The sequence below is a fragment of the Microbacterium sp. C23T genome (assembly GCF_053345975.1).
The window spans coordinates 20,747-41,092 of sequence record NZ_JBKFBD010000027.1; the positions used below are offsets into that span (position 1 = coordinate 20,747).

The 20,346-nt window shown below is 70.5% G+C and carries 16 protein-coding genes; 9 read left to right on the forward strand and 7 right to left on the reverse strand.

Annotated features, from left to right (window positions below):
• Positions 1-19: 19 nt before the first annotated feature.
• Genes ACLBXX_RS15190 through ACLBXX_RS15200 form a run of 3 tightly spaced genes read right to left on the reverse strand, consistent with a single transcriptional unit; the run spans position 20 to position 2,460 of the window.
• On the reverse strand, positions 20-628 hold the full coding sequence (locus ACLBXX_RS15190) for a response regulator (RefSeq protein WP_447658709.1): 609 nt from the start codon (positions 626-628) through the stop codon (positions 20-22).
• Positions 625-2,052 carry a sensor histidine kinase gene (locus tag ACLBXX_RS15195; RefSeq protein WP_447658710.1) on the reverse strand — a complete coding sequence of 476 codons (1,428 nt, stop codon included), beginning with the start codon at positions 2,050-2,052 and terminating at the stop codon, positions 625-627. Before ACLBXX_RS15195 ends, ACLBXX_RS15190 begins: the two co-directional genes overlap by 4 nt.
• Positions 2,053-2,460, reverse strand: coding sequence for a hypothetical protein (locus tag ACLBXX_RS15200; RefSeq protein ID WP_447658711.1), 408 nt, complete (start codon positions 2,458-2,460; stop codon positions 2,053-2,055).
• A 277-nt stretch (positions 2,461-2,737) separates the two neighbouring features.
• On the opposite strand from ACLBXX_RS15200, the gene ACLBXX_RS15205 reads away from it, so the two are divergent.
• The 6 genes from ACLBXX_RS15205 (at position 2,738) to ACLBXX_RS15230 (ending at position 7,073) form a co-directional block, all read left to right on the forward strand.
• Positions 2,738-2,908: a hypothetical protein gene (locus tag ACLBXX_RS15205; protein WP_311294847.1), complete on the forward strand. Its 171-nt coding sequence runs from the start codon at positions 2,738-2,740 to the stop codon at positions 2,906-2,908.
• Between the two features lie 40 nt (positions 2,909-2,948).
• Positions 2,949-4,115 (forward strand): sensor histidine kinase, encoded by a 1,167-nt coding sequence (locus ACLBXX_RS15210; protein ID WP_447658712.1) that lies wholly within the window; start codon positions 2,949-2,951, stop codon positions 4,113-4,115.
• Positions 4,103-4,780, forward strand: coding sequence for a response regulator (locus ACLBXX_RS15215; protein WP_447658713.1), 678 nt, complete (start codon positions 4,103-4,105; stop codon positions 4,778-4,780). The genes ACLBXX_RS15210 and ACLBXX_RS15215 overlap by 13 nt, the downstream gene beginning before the upstream one ends.
• An 18-nt stretch (positions 4,781-4,798) precedes the next feature.
• Positions 4,799-5,626 (forward strand): CPBP family intramembrane glutamic endopeptidase, encoded by an 828-nt coding sequence (locus ACLBXX_RS15220; RefSeq protein WP_447658714.1) that lies wholly within the window; start codon positions 4,799-4,801, stop codon positions 5,624-5,626.
• 85 nt (positions 5,627-5,711) lie between these two features.
• A complete protein-coding gene (locus ACLBXX_RS15225; protein ID WP_447658715.1) occupies positions 5,712-6,536 on the forward strand; it encodes a CPBP family intramembrane glutamic endopeptidase in 825 nt (274 codons plus the stop codon).
• 147 nt (positions 6,537-6,683) lie between these two features.
• Positions 6,684-7,073, forward strand: a complete 390-nt coding sequence (locus ACLBXX_RS15230; protein WP_056372115.1) for a DUF5684 domain-containing protein — start codon at positions 6,684-6,686, stop codon at positions 7,071-7,073.
• A gap of 62 nt (positions 7,074-7,135) precedes the next feature.
• Here ACLBXX_RS15230 and ACLBXX_RS15235 read toward each other — a convergent pair whose 3' ends face one another.
• Genes ACLBXX_RS15235 through ACLBXX_RS15245 form a run of 3 tightly spaced genes read right to left on the reverse strand, consistent with a single transcriptional unit; the run spans position 7,136 to position 10,741 of the window.
• Positions 7,136-8,143 carry a zinc-dependent alcohol dehydrogenase gene (locus ACLBXX_RS15235; RefSeq protein WP_447658716.1) on the reverse strand — a complete coding sequence of 336 codons (1,008 nt, stop codon included), beginning with the start codon at positions 8,141-8,143 and terminating at the stop codon, positions 7,136-7,138.
• Positions 8,140-9,042: an SMP-30/gluconolactonase/LRE family protein gene (locus ACLBXX_RS15240; RefSeq protein ID WP_447658717.1), complete on the reverse strand. Its 903-nt coding sequence runs from the start codon at positions 9,040-9,042 to the stop codon at positions 8,140-8,142. Before ACLBXX_RS15240 ends, ACLBXX_RS15235 begins: the two co-directional genes overlap by 4 nt.
• Complete coding sequence (locus ACLBXX_RS15245; protein WP_447658718.1) at positions 9,029-10,741, reverse strand: IlvD/Edd family dehydratase; 1,713 nt, start codon at positions 10,739-10,741, stop codon at positions 9,029-9,031. Before ACLBXX_RS15245 ends, ACLBXX_RS15240 begins: the two co-directional genes overlap by 14 nt.
• A 262-nt stretch (positions 10,742-11,003) precedes the next feature.
• Here ACLBXX_RS15245 and ACLBXX_RS15250 point away from each other — a divergent pair, with 262 nt between their 5' ends.
• Positions 11,004-12,041, forward strand: coding sequence for a TerC/Alx family metal homeostasis membrane protein (locus ACLBXX_RS15250; RefSeq protein WP_447658719.1), 1,038 nt, complete (start codon positions 11,004-11,006; stop codon positions 12,039-12,041).
• 97 nt (positions 12,042-12,138) lie between these two features.
• Entirely contained in the window at positions 12,139-13,446 is a 1,308-nt protein-coding gene (locus ACLBXX_RS15255; protein WP_447658720.1) for a hemolysin family protein, read from the forward strand.
• Positions 13,447-13,505: 59 nt separating this feature from the next.
• Here ACLBXX_RS15255 and ACLBXX_RS15260 read toward each other — a convergent pair whose 3' ends face one another.
• Positions 13,506-18,905 carry a chitinase N-terminal domain-containing protein gene (locus ACLBXX_RS15260; protein WP_447658721.1) on the reverse strand — a complete coding sequence of 1,800 codons (5,400 nt, stop codon included), beginning with the start codon at positions 18,903-18,905 and terminating at the stop codon, positions 13,506-13,508.
• Between the two features lie 240 nt (positions 18,906-19,145).
• Between ACLBXX_RS15260 and ACLBXX_RS15265 the strand changes: the two genes are divergently transcribed.
• Complete coding sequence (locus ACLBXX_RS15265) at positions 19,146-20,249, forward strand: substrate-binding domain-containing protein (RefSeq protein ID WP_447658722.1); 1,104 nt, start codon at positions 19,146-19,148, stop codon at positions 20,247-20,249.
• Positions 20,250-20,346 lie beyond the last annotated feature (97 nt).

A 20,346-nucleotide genomic window follows, 5' to 3' on the forward strand; every position in this document is an offset into this window, starting at 1 on the left:
GCACGGGCCGCAGCATCCGTCAGTCCAGGTGCTCGCGCGCCCACAGGGCCGCGCTCGTGCGATCCGCCACCCCGATCTCGCGGAAGATGCTCCCGAGGTGCGCTTTGACGGTGCGCTCGGCGATGCCGAGCCGCGTCGCGATCTGCTTGTTGGCGAGCCCTTCGGCCACGAGCGAGAGCACCTCTCGTTCGCGATCGCTCAGCTGACGGGGGACGGATGCTGCGGGCAGCAGCGCCGTCGCGATGCGCGGGTCGAGCGGGGCATGGCCGGCGGCCACCGCCCGCACGGCCGCGCGCAGGTCGGCCGGTTCGGCATCCTTCAGCTGGTACCCGGTCGCACCGGCCTCGAGCGCCCGCCGCACGCGCTCGCGGTCGGTGAACGAGGTGAGCACCAGCACGCGGGTCTCGGGGGTCGCCTCGCGCACCGCCCGCGTGGCCGCGACGCCGTCCATGACGGGCATCGACAGGTCCATCACCACCACGTCGGGCTGCTGCTCCGCGACGAGGCCCACGGCCTCGGCGCCGTTCGCCGCGCCCGCGACGACCTCGATGTCTCCGTCGGCAGCGAGCACCGAGGTGAGTCCTTCGCGCACCATCGCGTGGTCGTCCACCACGATCACCCGGATCATCCGCTCCCCCGTCGTGCGGCGATCGCCGGGACGCGCAGCCGCCAGCGGGTGCCGGCGCCGGGGCGAGTGGCCAGCTGCAGCTCCGCACCGCCTTGCTGGGCGACGTCCTGCAGCACCCGCGTGCCGAGGTGTCCCTCCGCCGGCTCATCGAGGATCCTGGGGTCGAAGCCGGGTCCGTCGTCGGCGACCTCGAACACGAGGTCGGGACCTTCGACCGCGAGGCGCATCGTCACGCGGCACGGCGCCGCGTGGGCGACCGCGTTGCGGAGCGTCTCCTGAGCGACGCGGTAGACGAGCTGCTCGTCGGACTCGGCGAGTTCGGGCAGCGGCGCCAGGATGTCGAGCTCGACGGTGACGGCGCGGCTGCGCGCGGTGGCCGCGAGATCGTGGAGGGCGTGCGCCAGCCCCGCTGCGCGGAGTCCGGGCGGGTAGATGTCCATCAGCAGCGACCGCAGCACGCGGATGTTGCCGCGGACGGCACCGGCGATGTCGCGCAGCTGTTCGCCCGCCTGGGCGTCGCCGCGGCGGGCGGCCGCATCGGCGGCGCCCTCCGCGGCATAGCTGGTGGCGACCAGTTCTTGGACGGGTCCGTCGTGGAGCGTCCCCGCGACACGCCGGCGCTCGGCGTCCGAGGCATCCATCGCGCGCTGCAGGAGATCGGCGCGGCGCCGCTCCTCGCTGCGGAGGCGGCGCAGCAGTCCCCATACGATCGGCGCCGTCAGCACGAGCAGCAGCAGCAGGCTGCTCGTCGTCACGCCCGCGAAGCCGCGCCAGAGGTCGGCCGCCCGTGCCGCGACCGGGTCGTACGGGAGGTAGACCTCGAAGAGGAGCTCGCGGCCGTCCGGCGCCCACACCGGGCGGTACACCTCGAGGAGCCGCGAACCCGGTTCGAACTCGTTCTCCTCCTCCGACAGGTCCGAGATCGCGGCGCGGGTCGACGGGTTCGACAGCGCTTCGCGCTGGGCGTCGTCGAGCTCGAACGACCGGCCGATCAGCTGCGGCTCGTCGGCGTAGAGAACCACTCCGTCGGGGCTCCAGATCTTGACCCGAACGACGTCGTCGCCGAGCACCTGGCCGCGGATGATCCGGTCGAACGCGTCCACCGCGGCGGGGTCGCCGTCGGCCAGCGCGGACGTCAACGACGGCTGGATGACGGCACCCGCCAGCACGTCGGCGACGTTCGCCGCGTCGTTCACCGTCTCCCGCTCGGCCAGCCATTGGGCCGCGAACGTGGCGAGCAGTCCGACCACGACGAGGATGCCGGCGAGTCCGGCGGCCAGTCGCAACACGACGGTTCGCGTGCGCAGCGGCCTTCGCGCCGGCTCCGGATCGACGGATGCCGCGACCACCGTGACCCACGGCACGGGTGCCGCCCCGACCGGGATCGGAGCGGTCGGGGCGGACGAGGCGTCGAAGGGCGTCACTCAGTCGTCTCCGCCATGTCCGCCGTGGCCGCTGCCGCTGTTGTCGCTCCCGCCGCTGTCGCGGTCATCGCCCGGCTCGGTGCGCTGGTCGCGCGGGACGTCGCCGCCGTGGTCGTCGACCGGCGGAGCGGTGGTGCCGGGCGTCGCACCCGTCGAGCCGTTGCCGTTCACGTCACGGTCGTCACCGGGCTCGGTGCGCTGGTCGCGCGGGACGTCACCGCCGTGGTCGTCGACGGTCGCCGACGGCGAGGGCGTCGGTGCGACGGGCGTCGGCGTGACGACCTGCCCCGACGACGGCACGCGCACCGGCACGGACTGCGCGAACGACGTGTTGCCCCAGAGTCCGATGACGGCCGGAACGGCGACCAGCACGAGCGCACCGGCCCCGAGGAGGATCTGCTTCTTCATGGTTCTGCCCTTCGCTCATTCTGGCCTCCGACGCGTGCCGTGCGAAGCGCCGCGCGTCCTGGTGTCTTCAGACTCGCCGTGTGCAGGACTGCGCCGCCATCGGACGATGGTCGTACGACCACCCGCACGGACGTGCGTTACGGCCCGTGTCCTGGTGTTTCATCGCACCGTGGACGAGACGGATGCCGCTGTCTAGCGTCGTGGCACGGCATCAGGGAGACACTTCCCGGCCGGTTCGGGGCGCGCCGAGATCCGGCTCGCACGAGAGGAGCACGCCATGTCGTGGACGCACAGCTTCAGCATCGGAAGCCTGGAGGACGGGGTCCCGGTCCGTCTCATCGAGGCACGGGATGCCTTCATCGACGCGCAGCGCGCGCTCGAGGCGGCGCGTGACGATCTGCTGCAGGCCCACGCCCAGACGAACCGGCTGTGGGGCACCGGCCGCTGAACCCACGACCCCGGCAGAGGGCGGACCTAGACTTCGTCACATGCCGGCCCACTCCACCGTCGCCGTCCGCGGCGTATGGGGTACGACGTGGCGGGTGATCCTGGCCGCCGCGATCAGCGGGATCGTGTGGGGCGCGCTTCTCACGCAGGCGTCCGGCTTCAGTCCGTTCCAGCAGGTGTGGGTGCGGGCGGTCGACCCCGCATTCGGCGTGGCGGCGCTGGTCCTGACACTCGTGTTCGTGCGGCGCTTCCCCCTCGTGACGGGCCTGGCCACCGGCATCCTCGTCGTCGTCTCGGTGTCGGCACTCGGGCCCGCGCTCCTCGCGCTCGGGTCGGTCGCGACGCGGCGCCGCTGGCGCGAGATCGCCGCGGTGGGGCTGGTCGACCTGACGGCGTTCCTGTTCCTCGGCACGGTCTACCCCGATCCGGTCGGCCAGCTGCCGTGGTGGGGCCGAGCGCTCGTCATGGCACTCGGCATCGCGGTGGTCGTCGCGGTCGGCGTCGCGATGGGCCAGCGCCGCGCGCTGGTTGCAGGGCTGCGCGAGCGCGCCGAGGCCGCGGAACGCGAGCAGGCCTCGCGCGAAGAGGCGGCCCGGGCCGCCGAGCGGGCGCGCATCGCGAGCGACATGCACGACGTGCTCGCGCACCGCCTGTCGCTCGTGGCGCTCCACGCGTCCGCGGTCGGATTCCGCGACGATCTCGACCCCTCCGACCGTGCGACCGCGATGCAGACGATCGAGGAGAACGCGCGGCTCGCCCTGCAGGAGCTGCGCGGCGTCCTCGGCGTGCTGCGCGGCTCGACGGACGAGCAGCCCGAGGCCCTGCACCCTCCCGATGTCCACGTCCTGGTAGACGAAGGTCGCGCGGCGGGCATGACGATCGAGCTCGTCGAGGACCTCGAGCAGGCCCCGCCGACGCCGCTCGAGCGGGCGATGCACCGCATCGTGCGGGAGGGACTCACGAACGCGCGCAAGCACGCCCCCGGGTCTCGCGTCGTGGTGTCGATCGCGGGCGAGGCGGGAGACGGACTCGCCGTGCGGGTCGTCAACGACGCGCCGCCCGAGACCGGGACGGACTCCCTGCCGGGCTCCGGAACAGGGCTGATCAGCCTCCGCGAGCGGGTCGAGCGACTCGGCGGCCGGTGGAGTCAGCGACCCCGCCCCGACGGCGGGTTCGAACTGAGCGCCTGGATACCATGGGCGACGTGACCGCCGGGCCGCTGCGCATCGTGATCGTCGACGACGATCCTCTGGTGCGGGCAGGGCTCGCGATGATCCTGGGCGGCGACCCCGCACTGCAGGTGATCGCCGAGGCCGTCGACGGCGCCGACGGCGTCGAGACGGTCGCGCGCGAGAAGCCCGACGTCGTGCTCATGGACATCCGGATGCCGGTCAAGGACGGTCTGGCCGCGACCGCGGAGATCCTCGCGACACCCGAGGCGCCCCGCGTGGTCCTGCTCACGACCTTCGACGCCGACGACATGGTCCTGCGCGGACTGCGCACCGGTGCCGCGGGGTACCTGCTCAAGGACACCCCGCCACAGCAGATCGTCGACGCGGTCAAGGCCGCAGCATCCGGAACCCCCGTGCTGTCGCCGCGGGTCGCCGCCACCCTCATCGCGACGGCCACCGCACCGGAACGGGCCCGCGAGGACGAGGCACGGGTCGAGGCGCGGGCCCGGCTCGCCGACCTCACCGACCGCGAACGCGAGGTCGCGCAGGCGGTGGGACGCGGAATGTCGAACGCCGAGATCGCCGCGGAACTGTTCATGTCGATCGCTACAGTGAAGGCTCACGTCGGCCGCGCGCTGAGCAAGCTCCAGCTGGAGAACAGGGTCCAGCTCGCGCTCGTGGTGCACGACGCCGGCGACTGACACGAACGAAGGGCGAGAGTGACCGAGAACGACAACCCCTCAGCATGGCGGCGCTTCTGGGAGCGGGGCGGCTGGTGGCGTGCGCTGCTGCTGGTCGTGGTCTACTACGCGCTGTACCAGCTCGGCTCGCTCGCGTTCGCGCCGCTGCTCGCATCGGCCGACGACCCTGTTGCGCAGATCTGGATCGGCACCGCCCTGCCCATCGCGCTCGGCTGCGTGCTCCTGGTCGTGTTCGCGTGGTCGGTGGGCTGGCTGCGCGAGCTGTTCGGCCCGCAGCCCATCCGCGGCGGTGGCTGGATGTGGATCGCCGTCGCTGTCGTGCTGCTGTTCAACGTGCTGCGGTTCGCAACGGTCGACTACGCCGCGGCGGGCGCGGGCATCGTCGTCGCCTGGATCGTCACGGGCCTGTTCATCGGCTTCGCCGAAGAGGTGCTCACGCGCGGCTTCGTGGTGAACCTCATGCGCAAGGGCGGCTACCGCGAGATCACGGTGGCGCTCGTCTCGGCCCTGCTGTTCTCCGTGCTCCACGCCGGCAACCTGCTGTCGGGCCAGTCGCCCCTCACGACGGGGTTCCAGCTCGTGTACACGTTCGCCTTCGGCATCCTCATGTACCTGTCGCTGCGTGTCACCGGCAATCTGATCTGGCCGATCCTGCTGCACGCGACCACCGATCCGTCGATCTTCCTGCAGGGCGCCTACCCCGCCGGCGGCGCGCTCACCGGCATCGCCGCGCAGGGCAACATCGCCGTCGTCCTCGCCGGGATCGTGCTGCTGTTCTTCATCCGCGGGAAGGTGGAATCGACCGCGCCTGCGGCCGAACCGGGCATCGACAGCAGGGTCGCCTGAGCGCCGGCGAACATAGCCGAAAGGAGGGGGCGGTCGTAGACCTCTGCCGCTCCCGCCGTTCGGCGGCGCGTTCGACCATGGATACATGAACGATCTCCAGGAAAGGCTCCTCGTGTCCGACAGCACTCTTCCCGCACCGCTCCGCGTACGTCCGCGGGTCTGGATCGGCCTCGCGATCTTCCTCGCCTACGCCGTCCTGGTCTTCGTCGTGCAGCAGCTGACCGGCATCCCCTACACCGCGCTGGGAGACAACGGGAGCACCCTCTTCCTCGGTGCCGGCCTGTCGCTGATCATCGGCGCCGTCTTCCTCGCGATCACGACGACCCTCCTCGGCTGGTGGCGCCCCGCGCTCTTCGACCGGGCGCACAGCGTGCGCTGGCCGATCTTCGTCCCGGTCCTGATGGCCGTTGCGCTCGTGATCAACCTCCTGAGCACGGACTGGGGCGCGTACGACGGCGCGTTCTTCGCAGCATCCGTCGTCCTGCTCCTGGTCGGCTTCACCGAGGAGATGGCGACTCGCGGTCTCCTGCTGGTCGGCCTGCGCAGCCGGCTGAGCGAGGGATGGGTGTGGTTCCTCACCTCGGCGCTCTTCGCTCTCATGCACCTCATGAACGCGCTGAGCGGTCAGGACCTGGTCAGCACGCTGCAGCAGGTCGGGTTCGCGTTCCTGGGCGGCACGATCTTCTACATCCTGCGTCGCACGACCGGCACGCTGATCTGGGCGATGGTCCTGCACGGATTCTGGGACTTCTCCACCTTCGCGGTCGGCCACGGCACGCCCGCACCGACCGCCGGGATCAGCAGCATCCTGTACCTGGTCACGGGCATCGCCGGTCTGGCGGTCGTCGCCTTCGTCATCCGCGGAGCGCGCGAGCGCACCGTCGCCCCGGAGGCCGTCACGGCGGCTTGAGAGAACGAACGGGAGGACGGATGCTGCGGCACGCGGCATCCGTCCTCCTCTATGTCCGGCGTGGCCGGCGCTGCTCTCCGACGAGGTCTCCGATGTCGGGCCACGGCGCTCCCGGGTGGCGCCTCATGAACCCAATACGCTCAGCGCATGACTCTGCTTTCTGACATCGAGCCCATCAACCAGGCCGTCTCCGCCGGAGCCGTCTTCGGCTACGTGGTCGTCGGCCTCATCTACTGGATCGCCACGATCGCCGCCTACTGGAGGACGTTCACGAAGGCCGGCTACCCGGGGTGGCTCGCGATCATCCCGATTGTGAACCTGTTCGTTCTCGTCAAGGTCGCGGGGTACTCGGCCTGGCTCGGGCTGCTCTGGTTCGTGCCGATCGCCAACATCGTGCTCGCGATCATCGTCGCCTTCCGCAACGGCCGGGCGTTCGGCCACGGCGGCGCGTTCTCGTTCTTCCTGCTGTTCCTGCTCAACCCGATCGGCTACTTCATCACCGGCTTCAGCAACGACACGTACACCAAGCCCGTCTGACTCATTCTCCGTTGACAGGACGAACGCCCCCGGCGCGCGGCCGGGGGCGTTCGCGTCCGCGGTCACAGCGCGACGTGGAACTTCGGACCCGGCCCCGCACCCGCCGGCCGCTCGCCGGCGAGGATCGCAGGCAGCTCCTCGAGGGCGACCGTCGCGGCGATGAGAGGTCGCGGATCGACGACACCGGAGGCGTAGGCGTCGATGGTGCCCGCGAGGCCGGGCGAAGCGCTGAGCACGCCGACGGCCGTCACGTCCTTCAGCGCCAGGTCGCGGGTGTCGATGAGGCTCGGCGTGCCGGCGAGCCCGATGTAGACGACCCGCCCGCCCGGTTCGACGAGCTCGAGCGCCTTCGCGGGAAGCTGCGGGGCGTTGGATGCCTCGATCACGGCGTCCCACGGCAGTGGCGGCATCCGCTCCTGCGTCCAGATGTGGTCGAATCCGAGCGACCGCGCGAACTCGAGGGCCCGGTCGTCGCGGGCGAGCAGGTGCACCTCGGCGCCGGCAGCGCGCGCGAACATCGCGCTCAGCAGCCCGATCGTGCCGGGGCCGAGCACCAGACAGCGATCGCCTGGGCCGAGCTCCGCGCCCTGCACGGCGCGGAAGGCGTTGCCGCCGGGCTCGACCATGGCGGCCATCGCGTCGTCGACGCCATCGGGCAGCCGGTGCAACGACGACACGGGGGTCGCGACCTTCTCGGCGAGCGCACCCGCCTTCCCACCGCGGATGCCGAGCTCGAGCCGGTTCTCGCACACGTGCTGGCGGCTGTGCTCGCACCGGCGGCACGCGCCGCACCCGAGCATCGTGTCGCCGGTGACCCGTCGCCCGATCCACGCGGGGTCGACACCGGCTCCGACGTCCGAGACGGTGCCCGTCCACTCGTGGCCGATCCGCATCGGGTAGGCGGCGTGGCCGGCGTGCAGATACGCCATCTCCCCGGTGAAGAACTCGATGTCGGTGCCGCAGATCCCGGCGCGCCGCACGTCGACGACGACCTCGCCTGCCGCCGGCTCGGGTTCGGGGACCTCCTTGACCTCGGCGCGGTGCGGCGCCGTGATCACGAGCGCCCTCATCGCCCCGCCCACAGGTGGGGACGGACCCCGCGGACCCCCGGCCGGAAGGTGAACAGCCGGCCCGACAGCGGATAGCGGGCGAGCATCTGCTCGTCGAGCCCTTCGGTGGCGGTGGTGATCACGAGGGTGTCGAGGTCGGGACCCGCGAACGCCGGGCACGTGGTGTGCGGCGCGGGCACGTCGATGCGGGCCACGATACGGCCGTCCGGCGCGATGCGCAGCACGCAGCCACCGCCGAAGACGGCGACCCAGAGATGGTCCTCGGCATCGATCGCCATTCCATCGGGGTAGCCGTGCTCGAGTTCGAGGAAGACCTCGCGGTCCCCGACCTCGCCGGTGACCGCGGAGTAGTCCCGCACGAATATGCGCCGGGTGGGCGTGTCGATGCTGAAGAACCGCCGGCCGTCGGCCGTCCACGCGAGGCCGTTGGAGAGCTCGAGATCGCCGTCGAGCACCGTGATGTTCTCACGCGCCTCGATGCGCAGCAGCACCTCTCCGCCGGGACCCTTCGACCCGGCGACCAGCATGCCCGCAGGGTCGGGCTTGGCGTCGTTGAAGCGACGGTCGTCGCCCGTGAGCAGGGCGCGGCTCGACGAGATGTTCCCGTCGAGGTCGCGGTAGTGCAGGCGGTGCTTCCCTGCCACGACCATCGCGCCGTCCTCGGCGACGGCGACCGCCCCGGCGGTGTCGGGGAAGTCGATCCGTTCGACCGGTTCGATGCGGCCGTCTTCCGCCAATCGCCCGGTGTGGACCGTCCCCACTTCGATGTCGACCCACAGCAGCCGCTCACGATTCGGATCCCACGTCGGACCCTCGCCCAGATGATGCGGCTCATCGGTGGCGACCCCTGCCGTGCCGAGCAGCGGGACCGCGTCGTACGCCGCCTCAGTGGGACTCACGCGTCACCTCCGATCCGGAGGCGCCGACGAGGAAGTCGAGGTCGGCGCCACGGTCGGCCTGCAGCACGTGGTCGACGTACAGCCGCTCCCACCCGCGCCGCGGGTTCGCGTAGCCGTCGACGGTGGCCTGGTTCGGCATCCGGCTCGCCAGTTCCTCGGCCGGGACGTCGAGGTCGAGGCGGCGGTCGCGCACGTCGAGTTCGATCCAGTCGCCGGTCCGCACGAGGGCGAGCGGGCCGCCCGCGGCGGCCTCGGGGGTGACGTGCAGCACCACGGTGCCGTACGCGGTGCCCGACATACGGCCGTCGCAGATGCGGACGATGTCACGGATGCCGCGTTCCAGGAGCTTCTTCGGAAGCGGCATGTTCGACACCTCGGGCATCCCCGGGTAGCCCTTCGGCCCGCAGCCGCGCAGCACCATCACCGAGTTCTCGTCGATGTCGAGATCGGGGTCGTCGACGCGGGCGTGGAAGTCCTCGATGGAGTCGAACACCACCGCCCGGCCCCGGTGCTTCAGAAGGTGCGGCGACGCGGCCGCGGGCTTGATGAGCGCACCACCCGGGGCGAGCGAGCCGCGCAGCACCGAGATGCCGGCGTGCGGCTGCAGCGGGGTGTCGCGCGGCGTGATGACGTCCGCGTCCCAGATCCGCGCGTCGTCGAGGTACTCCACGAACGGCTCACCCGTGATGGTGAGGGCGGTCGGGTCGAGCAGGTCGCGCACCTCGCGCATCACCGCGAGGAACCCGCCGGCGCGGAACAGGTCGTCCATCAGGTACTGGCCGGCCGGCTGCAGGTTCACGAGCAGCGGCACCTCGGCGCCGATCCGGTCGAAGTCGTCGATGGTGAGGTCGATGCCCAGCCGCCCGGCGATCGCCAGCAGGTGCACGACCGCGTTGGTCGAGCCGCCGATCGCGGCGAGCGCGACGATCGCGTTGTGGAAGTTCGCCTTCGTCAGGAACGTCGACGGCCGTCGGTCCTCCGCGACCAGCGCCACGGCGAGCGCGCCGGTCAGGTGTGCGGCCTCGAGCAGGCGGGCGTCCGGTGCCGGTGTTCCCGCGACTCCGGGAACCACGACGCCGAGGGCTTCGGCGACCAGCGCCATCGTCGACGCGGTGCCCATCGTGTTGCAGTGACCCTTGGAGCGGATCATCGACGACTCGGACTTCAGGAACATCGCCTCGCTCAGCGTGCCCGCGCGCACCTCCTCCGAGAGCCGCCACACGTCGGTGCCGCACCCCAGCGCCTCGTTGCGAAAATGCCCGGTGAGCATCGGTCCTCCCGGCACCACGACAGCCGGAAGATCCACGGATGCCGCCGCCATCAGCAGCGACGGGATCGTCTTGTCGCAGCCGCCGAGCAGCACCACCCCGTCGATGGGGTTCGCGCGGAGCATCTCCTCCGTCGCCATCGCGGCCATGTTGCGCCACAGCATCGCCGTCGGGCGCACGTTCGTCTCCCCCAGCGAGACGACGGGCAGCTCGAGCGGGATGCCGCCGGCCTCGTAGACGCCGTTCTTCACCGACTGCGCGACCTCGTCGAGGTGCGCGTTGCACGGCGTCAGGTCCGAGGCGGTGTTCGCGATCGCGATCTGCGGACGCCCCGTGAAGGCCGAGCCCGGCACACCGCGGCGCATCCACGCCCGATGGATGTACGCGTTCCGGTCGTCGCCCGAATACCAGTGGGAGCTGCGCAGCGTCACCGTCGACCCTCATCCTCGCCCGCCGCGATCGCGGGCGCTTTCCGCCATCCTGCCGGAAAAGAGGGCGGCCGTCGTCGGGCGCACTCGGCTCGCTCCCAGGAAGAGCCGGGGAAACCTCCGTAGGCTCGCAACCCCAAGGGGAGTACTCCGCCACGATCGGCTCGTCACTACGGATGCATGGTGCATCCCGGGCCATCGGTCCTCTATCACGAGGATGGAGAAGACCTTGGCGTCGATCAGTCACGCCAGGTCTGGAGCCTCCTTGAACATCACCCCGCTCGTCTGGGTCATCACCATCGCGATCACCATCGCGTTCTTCGTCTACGAGTTCTTCGCGCACGTCCGCAAGCCCCACGAGCCCACGATCGGCGAGTCGGCCCGCTGGTCCGCGTTCTACATCGGTCTCGCGCTGCTGTTCGGCGTCGGGGTCGGCGTCGTCTCCGGCTGGACGTACGGCGGCGAGTACTTCGCGGGCTACCTCACCGAGAAGGCGCTGTCGATCGACAACCTGTTCGTCTTCCTCATCGTCATGACGGGGTTCGCGGTTCCGAAGATCTATCAGCAGAAGGTGCTGATGATCGGCATCGTGATCGCGCTGGTGCTCCGAGGCGTCTTCATCGTGGTCGGCGCCACGCTGATCGAGAACTTCTCGTGGATCTTCTACCTCTTCGGAGCGCTGCTGCTCTTCCTCGCCTACCGGCAGGCCTTCACGCACGGCGAGGCGGATCCCTCGCAGGGCCGGTTCATGCGATTCGTTCGCCGTCGCCTGCCGGTCAGCGACGACTACAACGGCGACCGTCTCACGATCGTGAAGGCCGGTCGCCGCTTCGTGACGCCGATGCTCCTCGTGATCGTCGCGATCGGGTTCGTGGACCTGATCTTCGCCGTCGACTCCATCCCGGCGATCTACGGGCTCACAGAAGAGGCGTACATCGTGTTCACCGCGAACGCGTTCGCGCTCATGGGCCTGCGGCAGCTGTACTTCCTGATCGGCGGTCTGCTCGAGCGCCTCGTCTACCTGGCGCAGGGCCTCGCGGTGATCCTCGCCTTCATCGGCGTGAAGCTCGTCCTGCACGCGATGCATGTGAACGAGCTGCCGTTCATCAACGGCGGCGAGCCGATGCTGTGGGCGCCCGAGATCCCGATCTGGTTCTCGCTGCTGTTCATCGCCGCGACCATCGCGGTCGCGACGACGGCGAGCCTCATCAAGACCCGCGGCGGCCGCGCCGCGACGTCGCACCCGACCATCCCCGCCGCGGACCGCACGTCCGCGGCCCGCACAGAGAAGGAACTCTCTTGACCCGCCGCTGTTCTGAATCGCCCGCCGACTCCGACAGACCCCGCGCCCGGGTGACCCCAGGCGCACCCCGCCCCGTGCGAAGCGGAGCCGCCCGCTGATGGGCGACATGCTGTGGAACATCGCACTCGTCTTCATCTTCGTCCTGGTGGGCGGAGTCTTCGCGGCGACCGAGATGGCTCTGGTCACCCTGCGCGAGAGCCAGATCAACACCATCGCCGCGCGGGGCCGACGCGGCCAGAAGGTCGCGGGCCTCGCCCGCAACCCGAACACCTTCCTGTCGGCGGTGCAGATCGGCGTGACCGTGGCGGGCTTCGCCTCGGCGGCCTACGGAGCGACCTCGATCGCTCCCTCGGTCGTCCCGCTCCTGATCGGGTGGGGAGTGCCCGCGCAGCTCGCCTCCACGATCGCGACGGTGCTGCTCACCCTGCTCATCGCCTACCTGTCGCTGGTGCTCGGCGAACTCGTGCCCAAGCGACTGGCCATCCAGCGAAACGCCCAGTTCGCGTACGCCGTCGCGCCGGTGCTCGACGGGTTCGCGACCGTCATGAGACCGGTCATCTGGCTGCTCTCGGTCTCGACGAACGCCCTGGTCCGGCTGCTCGGCGGTGACCCCCACAAGACGGCCGACGAACTGACCGAGGAGGAGCTGCGGGACATCGTCGCGACCCATCAGAGCCTCCCCGCCGACGAACGACGGATCCTCGACGACGTGCTGTCGCTCCGTGGCCGGCAGATCAGCGAGGTCATGCGACCGCGTCCGGAGGTCGTCGCACTGGATGAGACCGTCTCGGTCGCCGATGCCATGGCCCTGGTGCGCGAGCTCCCCTTCTCGCGCTACCCGGTGGTCGACAAGTCGATCGACGACACCGCCGGCTTCGTCCACGTGCGCGACCTGTTCGACGCGGCGCGGGAGAACGGCGACGCTCCGGTGCAGGAGCTGGTCCGGCCGATCTCGTACATCCCGTCCACCGCTCGGCTGCTGCCGACCCTCACGCGCATGCGGGCGGACGGGCATCACATCGCCGTCGTGGTCGACGAGTACGGCGGCACCGACGGCATCGTGACGCTCGAGGATCTGGTCGAGGAGGTCGTCGGCGAGATCTTCGACGAGTACGACACCGCGGCCGACCCCGCAGCGCCCGGCGGCGTGATCGACGGACGGCTCAATCTCCAAGACTTCGAGGAGCTCACCGGGCTGTCGCTGCCGCGGGGGTCTTCCGACACGATCGCCGGATTCGTGACCGAGCAGCTGGGCCGGCTGGCGGTGGTCGGAGACTCCACGGACGTCCCCGGGGCGACCATTCAGGTGGCGTCACTCGATCGCCGCCGCATCGCCGGTGTGCGCGTGAAGCCCCGGCGCGAGGACACCGACGACGCGGAGGCGGTCGTCCCCACCGGCGCATAGCAGCGTCCGGCCTCCGCCACGAGGGCGGCGGCCGGACGGTGCTTCGGGTGCCGGAGCCGCTACTTCGAGACGGTCACCTTGAGCGGGGCGCTCACCGTCGTGCCGGCGGCGTTCGTGAACTCCACCGTGTAGGTGTACGTCCCCGTGGCCTTGCCCGCGACCGGCAGAGTCGCGCGCTGCGCGCCCGGGGTGGCCGCCTTCAGGTCGCCCGCGCCGACCTCTACGCCGTTCTCGAGGAACCGGTACGAGGTGGCGTTGGTGCCCCACCACAGGTCGGCGGTGACGGTGTACGACCCGGCGCCGTTGCGTGCATCGCTCGACAGGACGGGCTTGCCGGGAGAGGCATCCGTCACCTTCACGGTGAGCGGCTGCGTCGCGGTCGTGCCCTTCGAGTTGACCAGCTCACCGGTGAACACGTAGCTGCCGTTCACCAGGCCCTTGATGTCGACGACCGCGCTCTGCGCACCGGGCGTCATCATCGTGAGCGGCACCTTTGCGACGAGCTCGCCGTCGCGGTAGAGCTTGAACAGCGAGCCGTTCTCGCCCCACCACAGGTTCATCGTCAGCTGGAACGTGCCGTCCTTGAGCCCGGTGTCCCATCCGTCGTTCGACGAGAGCACGCCCTTGGCCGGCGCCGTCTTCGCGCCGTCGTTCGAGGCGACCTCCGGGAGGGTGACGGATGCCGTCGCCGCCGACCGCTCGCCCTCGCCGAGTGCGTTCACACCCGCGACCTCGTACGCGTGGGTCGTGCCGAGCTCGAGCGCCCGGACGGTGCAGCCGGTGCTGCTCGTCTCGCACACCGGATCGGTGCCGCCCGCCTCGTAGACGCGGTACCCCGTGAATCCCGGACCGGTGGGAGTCGAGGCATCCCACGCGACCGTGATCGAGGTGTCGCCCGCCAGCGCCGCCGTCACGTTCTGCGGCGCGCCGGGGCGCGTCTCATCGGCCACGGCGAGCCACGAGATGACGGGCTTCTCGGCGCCGGCGCCCTCGTTGGTGACCAGGTAGTCGACGGTGGCGGGAGCGGTCAGCGTGAAGGTGAGCGGCGCAGCGATCGGCCCGCTCGAGCCCGACAGCGGGACCGTGCCCTTGGCGAGCTCGGTGCCGCCCACCGACACCGTCTGGTACATCGCACGGTTCAGACCCCACCATTCGGTGAACCCGCCCGTGAGCGTGTACGTGCCCGCGTCGAGGGGCAGACGGTAGACGAGCTTCGTCGTGTCCTGGTACAGACCCGTCGAGTATTTGTCGTTGATGTCCGTGGTGCCCTTCGTCTTCATGCCGTCGGCGACGTAGCCCCACTGGTCGGCTGCCGTCGAGACCTGGTCGATCTTGTCGTTGCGCAGCGCCACCGAGCCCGCGACCGCGGTGTACTGCGGCGAGGCCGCCCCGCTCGTTCCCGAATCGATGTAGTACACCAGCGCCGGCGGGACGATCTCGTAGACCGCGACGACGGCCTGATCGGTGTCGGTCAGGCGCCCCGTGAGGGTGAGCTTGCCGTATACCGTGCGCGACTGCGCGGCGGAGGCGGCATCCCATTCGACGGCCTTCTCGGCGCCGGCGACCGTCACCGTCTCGGGAAGGTCCTCGTCGACGGTCAGCGCGCCCTGCACCCCGAGGTCACGAGGAAGGCTCTGCACGTAGACGAGCGCGAGGCGGGCGTTGTAGCCGCTCGTGCCGTTGGTGCCGAACTCCACGTCGACCACGGCGTCCGCGTCGAGCGTCAGCGTCTGCGCCACCGGCGTGGCCGATCCCGTCGACGTCGCATTCTTCGTGGTCTCGATGCCGGCCGCCTTCACCTTGGAGTAGACGTTGGTCGTGAGCCCCGCACGCGGCGCCTGGACGGCGACGATGTTGTACGAGCCCGCGGGCAGCGTCAGGTGGTAGGTGATCGGCTTGTTGTAGTCGGCGCCGACGTACGACGAGCCCCAGTCACCCGGCGAGCCCGCCGCGATCGTGGTCGCCGTGGTCGAGTAGCCCCACGTCGTGCCCGCCGTCGTGCCGTCCCACTTCTGGTCGCCGGTGTCGTTGAGCAGCCCCGGAGTGGATGCCTTGACCGCCGCGTACACCGATCCGGCCGGAGCGCCTGCCGCGCCCGAGTCGATGAAGTAGTCGAGATCGGCCGGCGCGACGAGCACTGTGGCGCTGAAGCGCTGGTACAGGCCCGACGACAGCTTCTCGGTCGAGCGGCCGGACGCGGCGAACGTGCCCAGCTCGGCGACGCTCTTCGCGCTCGTCGTCGATGCGAGGCTCCACGTGACCTTCGCGTTCGTGCCGGCGAGGTCGAGCTTCGCGGGCAGCGTCCGGTCGGTCGACGTGATGGTCACGACGCCCAGGTCGAGCACGTCGGGGCTGACGTCCTTCGGCACCAGCCCGTCCGCGGCCGCCGTCAGACGGGCCGCGATCGCCACCGAACCCTCGGTGTCGAGGCCGTAGGCCGCCGGGTCGTCGAGCGCGGCGGTCGCGTTCGCCTTCACGGCGGCGAACACCGCCCACGTCTCGGCGCTGTACTCGCTCTCCTCGAGGCCCTTCACGGCATCCGCCGCCGCGGCGAGCGCCGTGGTGTCGGCCTTCGCCGAGTCGGCCGTCGCGGTGACGACGCCGACGGCGTCGACGTTGATCGAGGCGTCGTTCGCGGTCTTGATGACGACCGTGTGCGGGCCGTTCGACAGGCCGCGGAGGATGAACGTGGTGCGCTCACTGCCGGCGGCGAACGTCGGCGCCGCCGTGGCGACCTGCACGCCGTCGACGATGACGTCGAGGGTCGTGGTGCCGGCGTTGGTGCCGATGATGTCGAGGCCGGTGCCGGTGAAGGAGTACGTCATCGACGCTCCCTTCGCCGTGCTCTTGGAGGCCGTGCGCTGCCACTCGAACATGCCCTGGCCGTTCGCGTGACTCCAGTTCTTGTCGAACTGCAGCACGGGCATCGAGCGGTCCGCCCAGCTGGTCTGGTGCATCCCGTCGATCATGGCGGCGTAATACGGCGTGTAGCCGGGCACCGTCTCGATCTTCAGGTTGTCGAACTGCACGAAGTTGAAGCTCGAACCCAGCTGGATGCGACCGGTCGCCTGGGGCGCAGCATCCGTGTACGTCGCGATCTCCGCGCCGTTGACGTAGGCCGTGTACACCGACCCGGCCACCTTCACGGCGATGTTGTTCCACACGCCGGCCCCCGCCTTGAACGCCGCGGCGGCGTTGCCCGCCACCGTGCCCGTCGAGAGGGTCGCACCGAAGCGCATGAACGTCCACGCGCCGGTCGGGTCGATCTTCAGCTCCGCGGCCGAGACGCTCTGGCCGTTGGCCGTGCCGCCCTGCTCGCGCGCGCCGATGGTCGCGTACTGGGATCCGGATGCCTCGAACAGCACGTCCGACGAGACCGTGTAGTTCGCCCAGCGGGCGTCGCCGATCGTCGTCTTCGGGTCGCCGCCGTTCCACGCACCGCCGGCCATTCCCGGACCGACCTGCTGACGCAGCACGCGGTCGTGCCCGGCGTCCGGGGTCGCGACCGACTCGAACGCGCCGTTCGTGTCGTTCGTGTACCGCGGCGTGGCGCCGTTGTCCTCGCTCTGCACGGCCGGCGTGCCGGCGGGCTTCGCCTTGCTGCCGCGGGTGTCGAGGTACGACTCCTGCGTGTCGACGAGCTGCCCGGTCGCGGGGTCGTAGCCCTTGATCGCGCCCTCTTCGGTGTAGTCGAAGTCGTCCGCATAGAGGACCGCGTCGTCGGTCACGCCGTTGACGTTGCCGCTCGCGTCGGTGTCGAGCACGTCGCGGCCGCCGTCAGCGTCGGTGTACTCCTTCGACGTCGGCAGCGCGCTGCCGTAGCCGTCCTTCGCGGAGAGCTCGCCTCCGGCACCGGCGGTCGCGTGGTCGAGCGTCGTGAACGTGACGGCCGACCACGGCTTGACGGTGACGGTGTAGGTGCCGTCGGCGGCGGGGGTGACCTCGCCGACCGGCTTCAGGTAGTTCGCGTCGTACGCCTGGCCGCCGTCGGCAGCCCGGGTCTCCCACACCTCACCGGTCTGGTCGGCGCCGAGGTTCAGGTCCTTGGCGACGATCCGGTACGTCTTCGTGAACTTCGAGTCGTTGATGATGACGGTCGAGAAGTCCGATGCGTCCGGCGCCGCGAGCGTCGTGTACGACGCTCCGCCGGCGCGCGCACCGCCCGGCGGGTTGCCCGTGCCGAGCTCGCTGCCCGACGCCTTCGGGATGGCCCGCCAGATGCCGGCGGTGTTGTCGGCGTTCTCCCACCCGAGCTTCGCGAACTGGGTGAAGTGCTCGATCACGGCGAGGCCGCCGTCGTAGTACATCCAGCCCGACCACGGGTCACGGGCGTTCACGAGCTCCTTCGACGAGTACTGGAACCCGTCGTAGAACGAGCCGATCGCCGGCTGGAAGATGTTCATGGTGCGCCGTGACGCGTTGAAGCCGGTCGTGACCCAGTTGCCCATCTCGAGCGCGCTGTTGGTGCCGCCGAACTGGGTGCCGAAGCCGCCCTGCTCGTCGCTCGCGTTGTTGTTCGGGCGGTCGGCCGAGCTCGAGAAGGTCGACTGGCCCTCCGAGTTCCAGACCTCCTTGTCGAGCTGCTCGGCGATCTTCTTCATGTTGCCCGCGCTGTCGTCGGCGCTCGAGTAGTGGAAGCCGACGACGTCGACCGCGTCGCGCAGCGACGGGTCGGTGGCCGAGGTCATGGCGTTGCCGAACGAGACGGGCGGCGTGCCGACGGTATCGGCCGCGATCGTCTGGATGGAGCGGTAGAGGTTCTTCTCCTCCTCCGACGCGAAGCCGTTGTTCGGGTCGGATGCGGTCGCGCCCTCGTAGCCCTTCTCGTCGCCGCGCACCCAGCCCGAGAAGTTCTTGTAGAGCTGGATGTTGGGGCTCGAGGTCTCGTTCGTGTCGGGGTTGATCGAGTCGACCATCACCCCGAACTCGCGGTAGGCGGCCAGCACGGTGTTCTTGAACCAGATGTACTGGTCGGCGTCGTTGGCGACCCACGCCGGGCGGTTCCAGCGGAGGAGGCTGAGGTGGATGTCGCCGTGGGCGACGAGCTGCGCGTCGGCGGCGATCTGGAAGCCGGGCTCACGGAGGACGTTGGGGTACTCGTCGCGCGTGCGCATCGTCGATGCGTTCGGGCCGGTCGAGGTGTTGCGGTCGTTGCCCATCTCGATCTTGACGGTGTTCATGATCGGGTGGTCCCCGCCGAACAGCGTCTCGATGAGCTCCCAGTACGCGTCCGGGTGCTGGGACTTGTAGTCGAGCAGCAGCGCGCTCGTCGAGTTCGCCGACAGCACGCCGAAGCCCTTGAACGTGAGGCCGTTCTTGTTCTGCGCTGCCGCCGCGACGTCGGCGCCCGTGACGTTCACGGTGACGGGATCACCCCCCGCCGCCTGGGCCATGGTCGGCACGGCGAGCGGCGCCGCGACCACCGCAGCGGTCACCACCGCTGCCAGCGTCGTGCGCACCCGTCGTGGTCTGCGTCCATCCTTCGGACGAGGCATCCATCCCTGCGACATCGCAGTCTCCGTTTCCCCTGGGGCTTCTCCCGTGCGCTCGCGGACCCGGACCGGCGTCGACGCACGAATGGGGCACGACCGCGTGCCCGCAGCGAAATCCTCTCCCGAGAGGGAGGGATGCCGGAACCAAAACGAACAGGTTCGTTCACTCTTGAACCGATTCGAACACACTTGTACGCTGAGGCGATCATGGAACAGCCCACCGACCCGCCCGCCTTCGGCCTCTCCCGCCGCGAGCACATCCTCGACGAGCTGCGCCGTTCAGGCTCGGTGAGGGTCGCCGACCTCGCGCGCGAGCTCGGGGTGTCCGAGCTCACCATCCGTCGCGACATCGGGCAGCTCGCCGACCGCGGTCTCGTCACCCGCGTGCACGGCGGCGCGACGCTGCGCAGCCGGCTCGACACGACAGTGCCCGCGTCGTCGGGCGCCCCCATCCGGTTCCGGGTCGGGATGGTGGTGCCGTCGCTCAGCTACTACTGGCCCCACATCATGATCGGCGCGCGGGCCGCGGCGACAGAGCTCGGCGTCCAGCTGATCCTCCGGGGCGCGACCTACTCCGTCGACGACCAGCGCCGGCAGATCGCCTCGCTCGTCGAGTCCGGGAGCCTGCACGGGCTCATCGTGGCGCCCGAGACCCTCGGCGCCGACGGGCGCGCGCTGCTGCACTGGCTCGAGGCGCTGCCGATCCCCGTGGTGCTCGCCGAGCGACGCGTGCCGTCCGCGCTCGCGCTCACCCGCCTCGAGTGGGTCACCACCGATCACGTCTTCGGCGGCTCGCTCGCGGCCGACCACCTCGCCTCGCTCGGCCACCACCGCGTCGGCATCCTCACCTCGGCCGGCTCGCCCACCTCATGGCAGCTGCGCCGCGGGTGGGACCGCGCCGTCGAGGGGCTCGGACTCGAGTGCCTCGTCGACGTCGACGCGACGCTCGACGCCCTCGACGGAGTCGCCCGCGAGGCGCTCATCGCCGATGTGCTCGAGCGCTGCCGCGAGACGCGCACCACCGCACTCCTCATCCACAACGACCCGCAGGCGGTGCTGCTGCAGCAGCACGCACGCGACCACGGCTGGTCGATCCCCGAGGACCTCGCGATCGTCGCGTACGACGACGAGGTCGCCGAGAGCGCGGAGCCCGCCATCACGGCGCTGCGACCGCCCAAGCAGCAGGTCGGCCGCCTCGCGGTCGAGACGATGGTCGCCCGCCTCAGCGAGGGCGCGCGGCGCCCGGTGCAGCGCGTGTACCTCCTGCCGGAGCTGCTGCCGCGCGCCTCCACGGTGGGCCCCGCACACTGACCCCTCCCCCCACTTCGACAGGTCAACCGGGGCTCTGCAGGCCCTCCGAACTCAGGTCGATCCTGCGGAGGCGCGGTTGACCTGTCGCAGCGCGTGG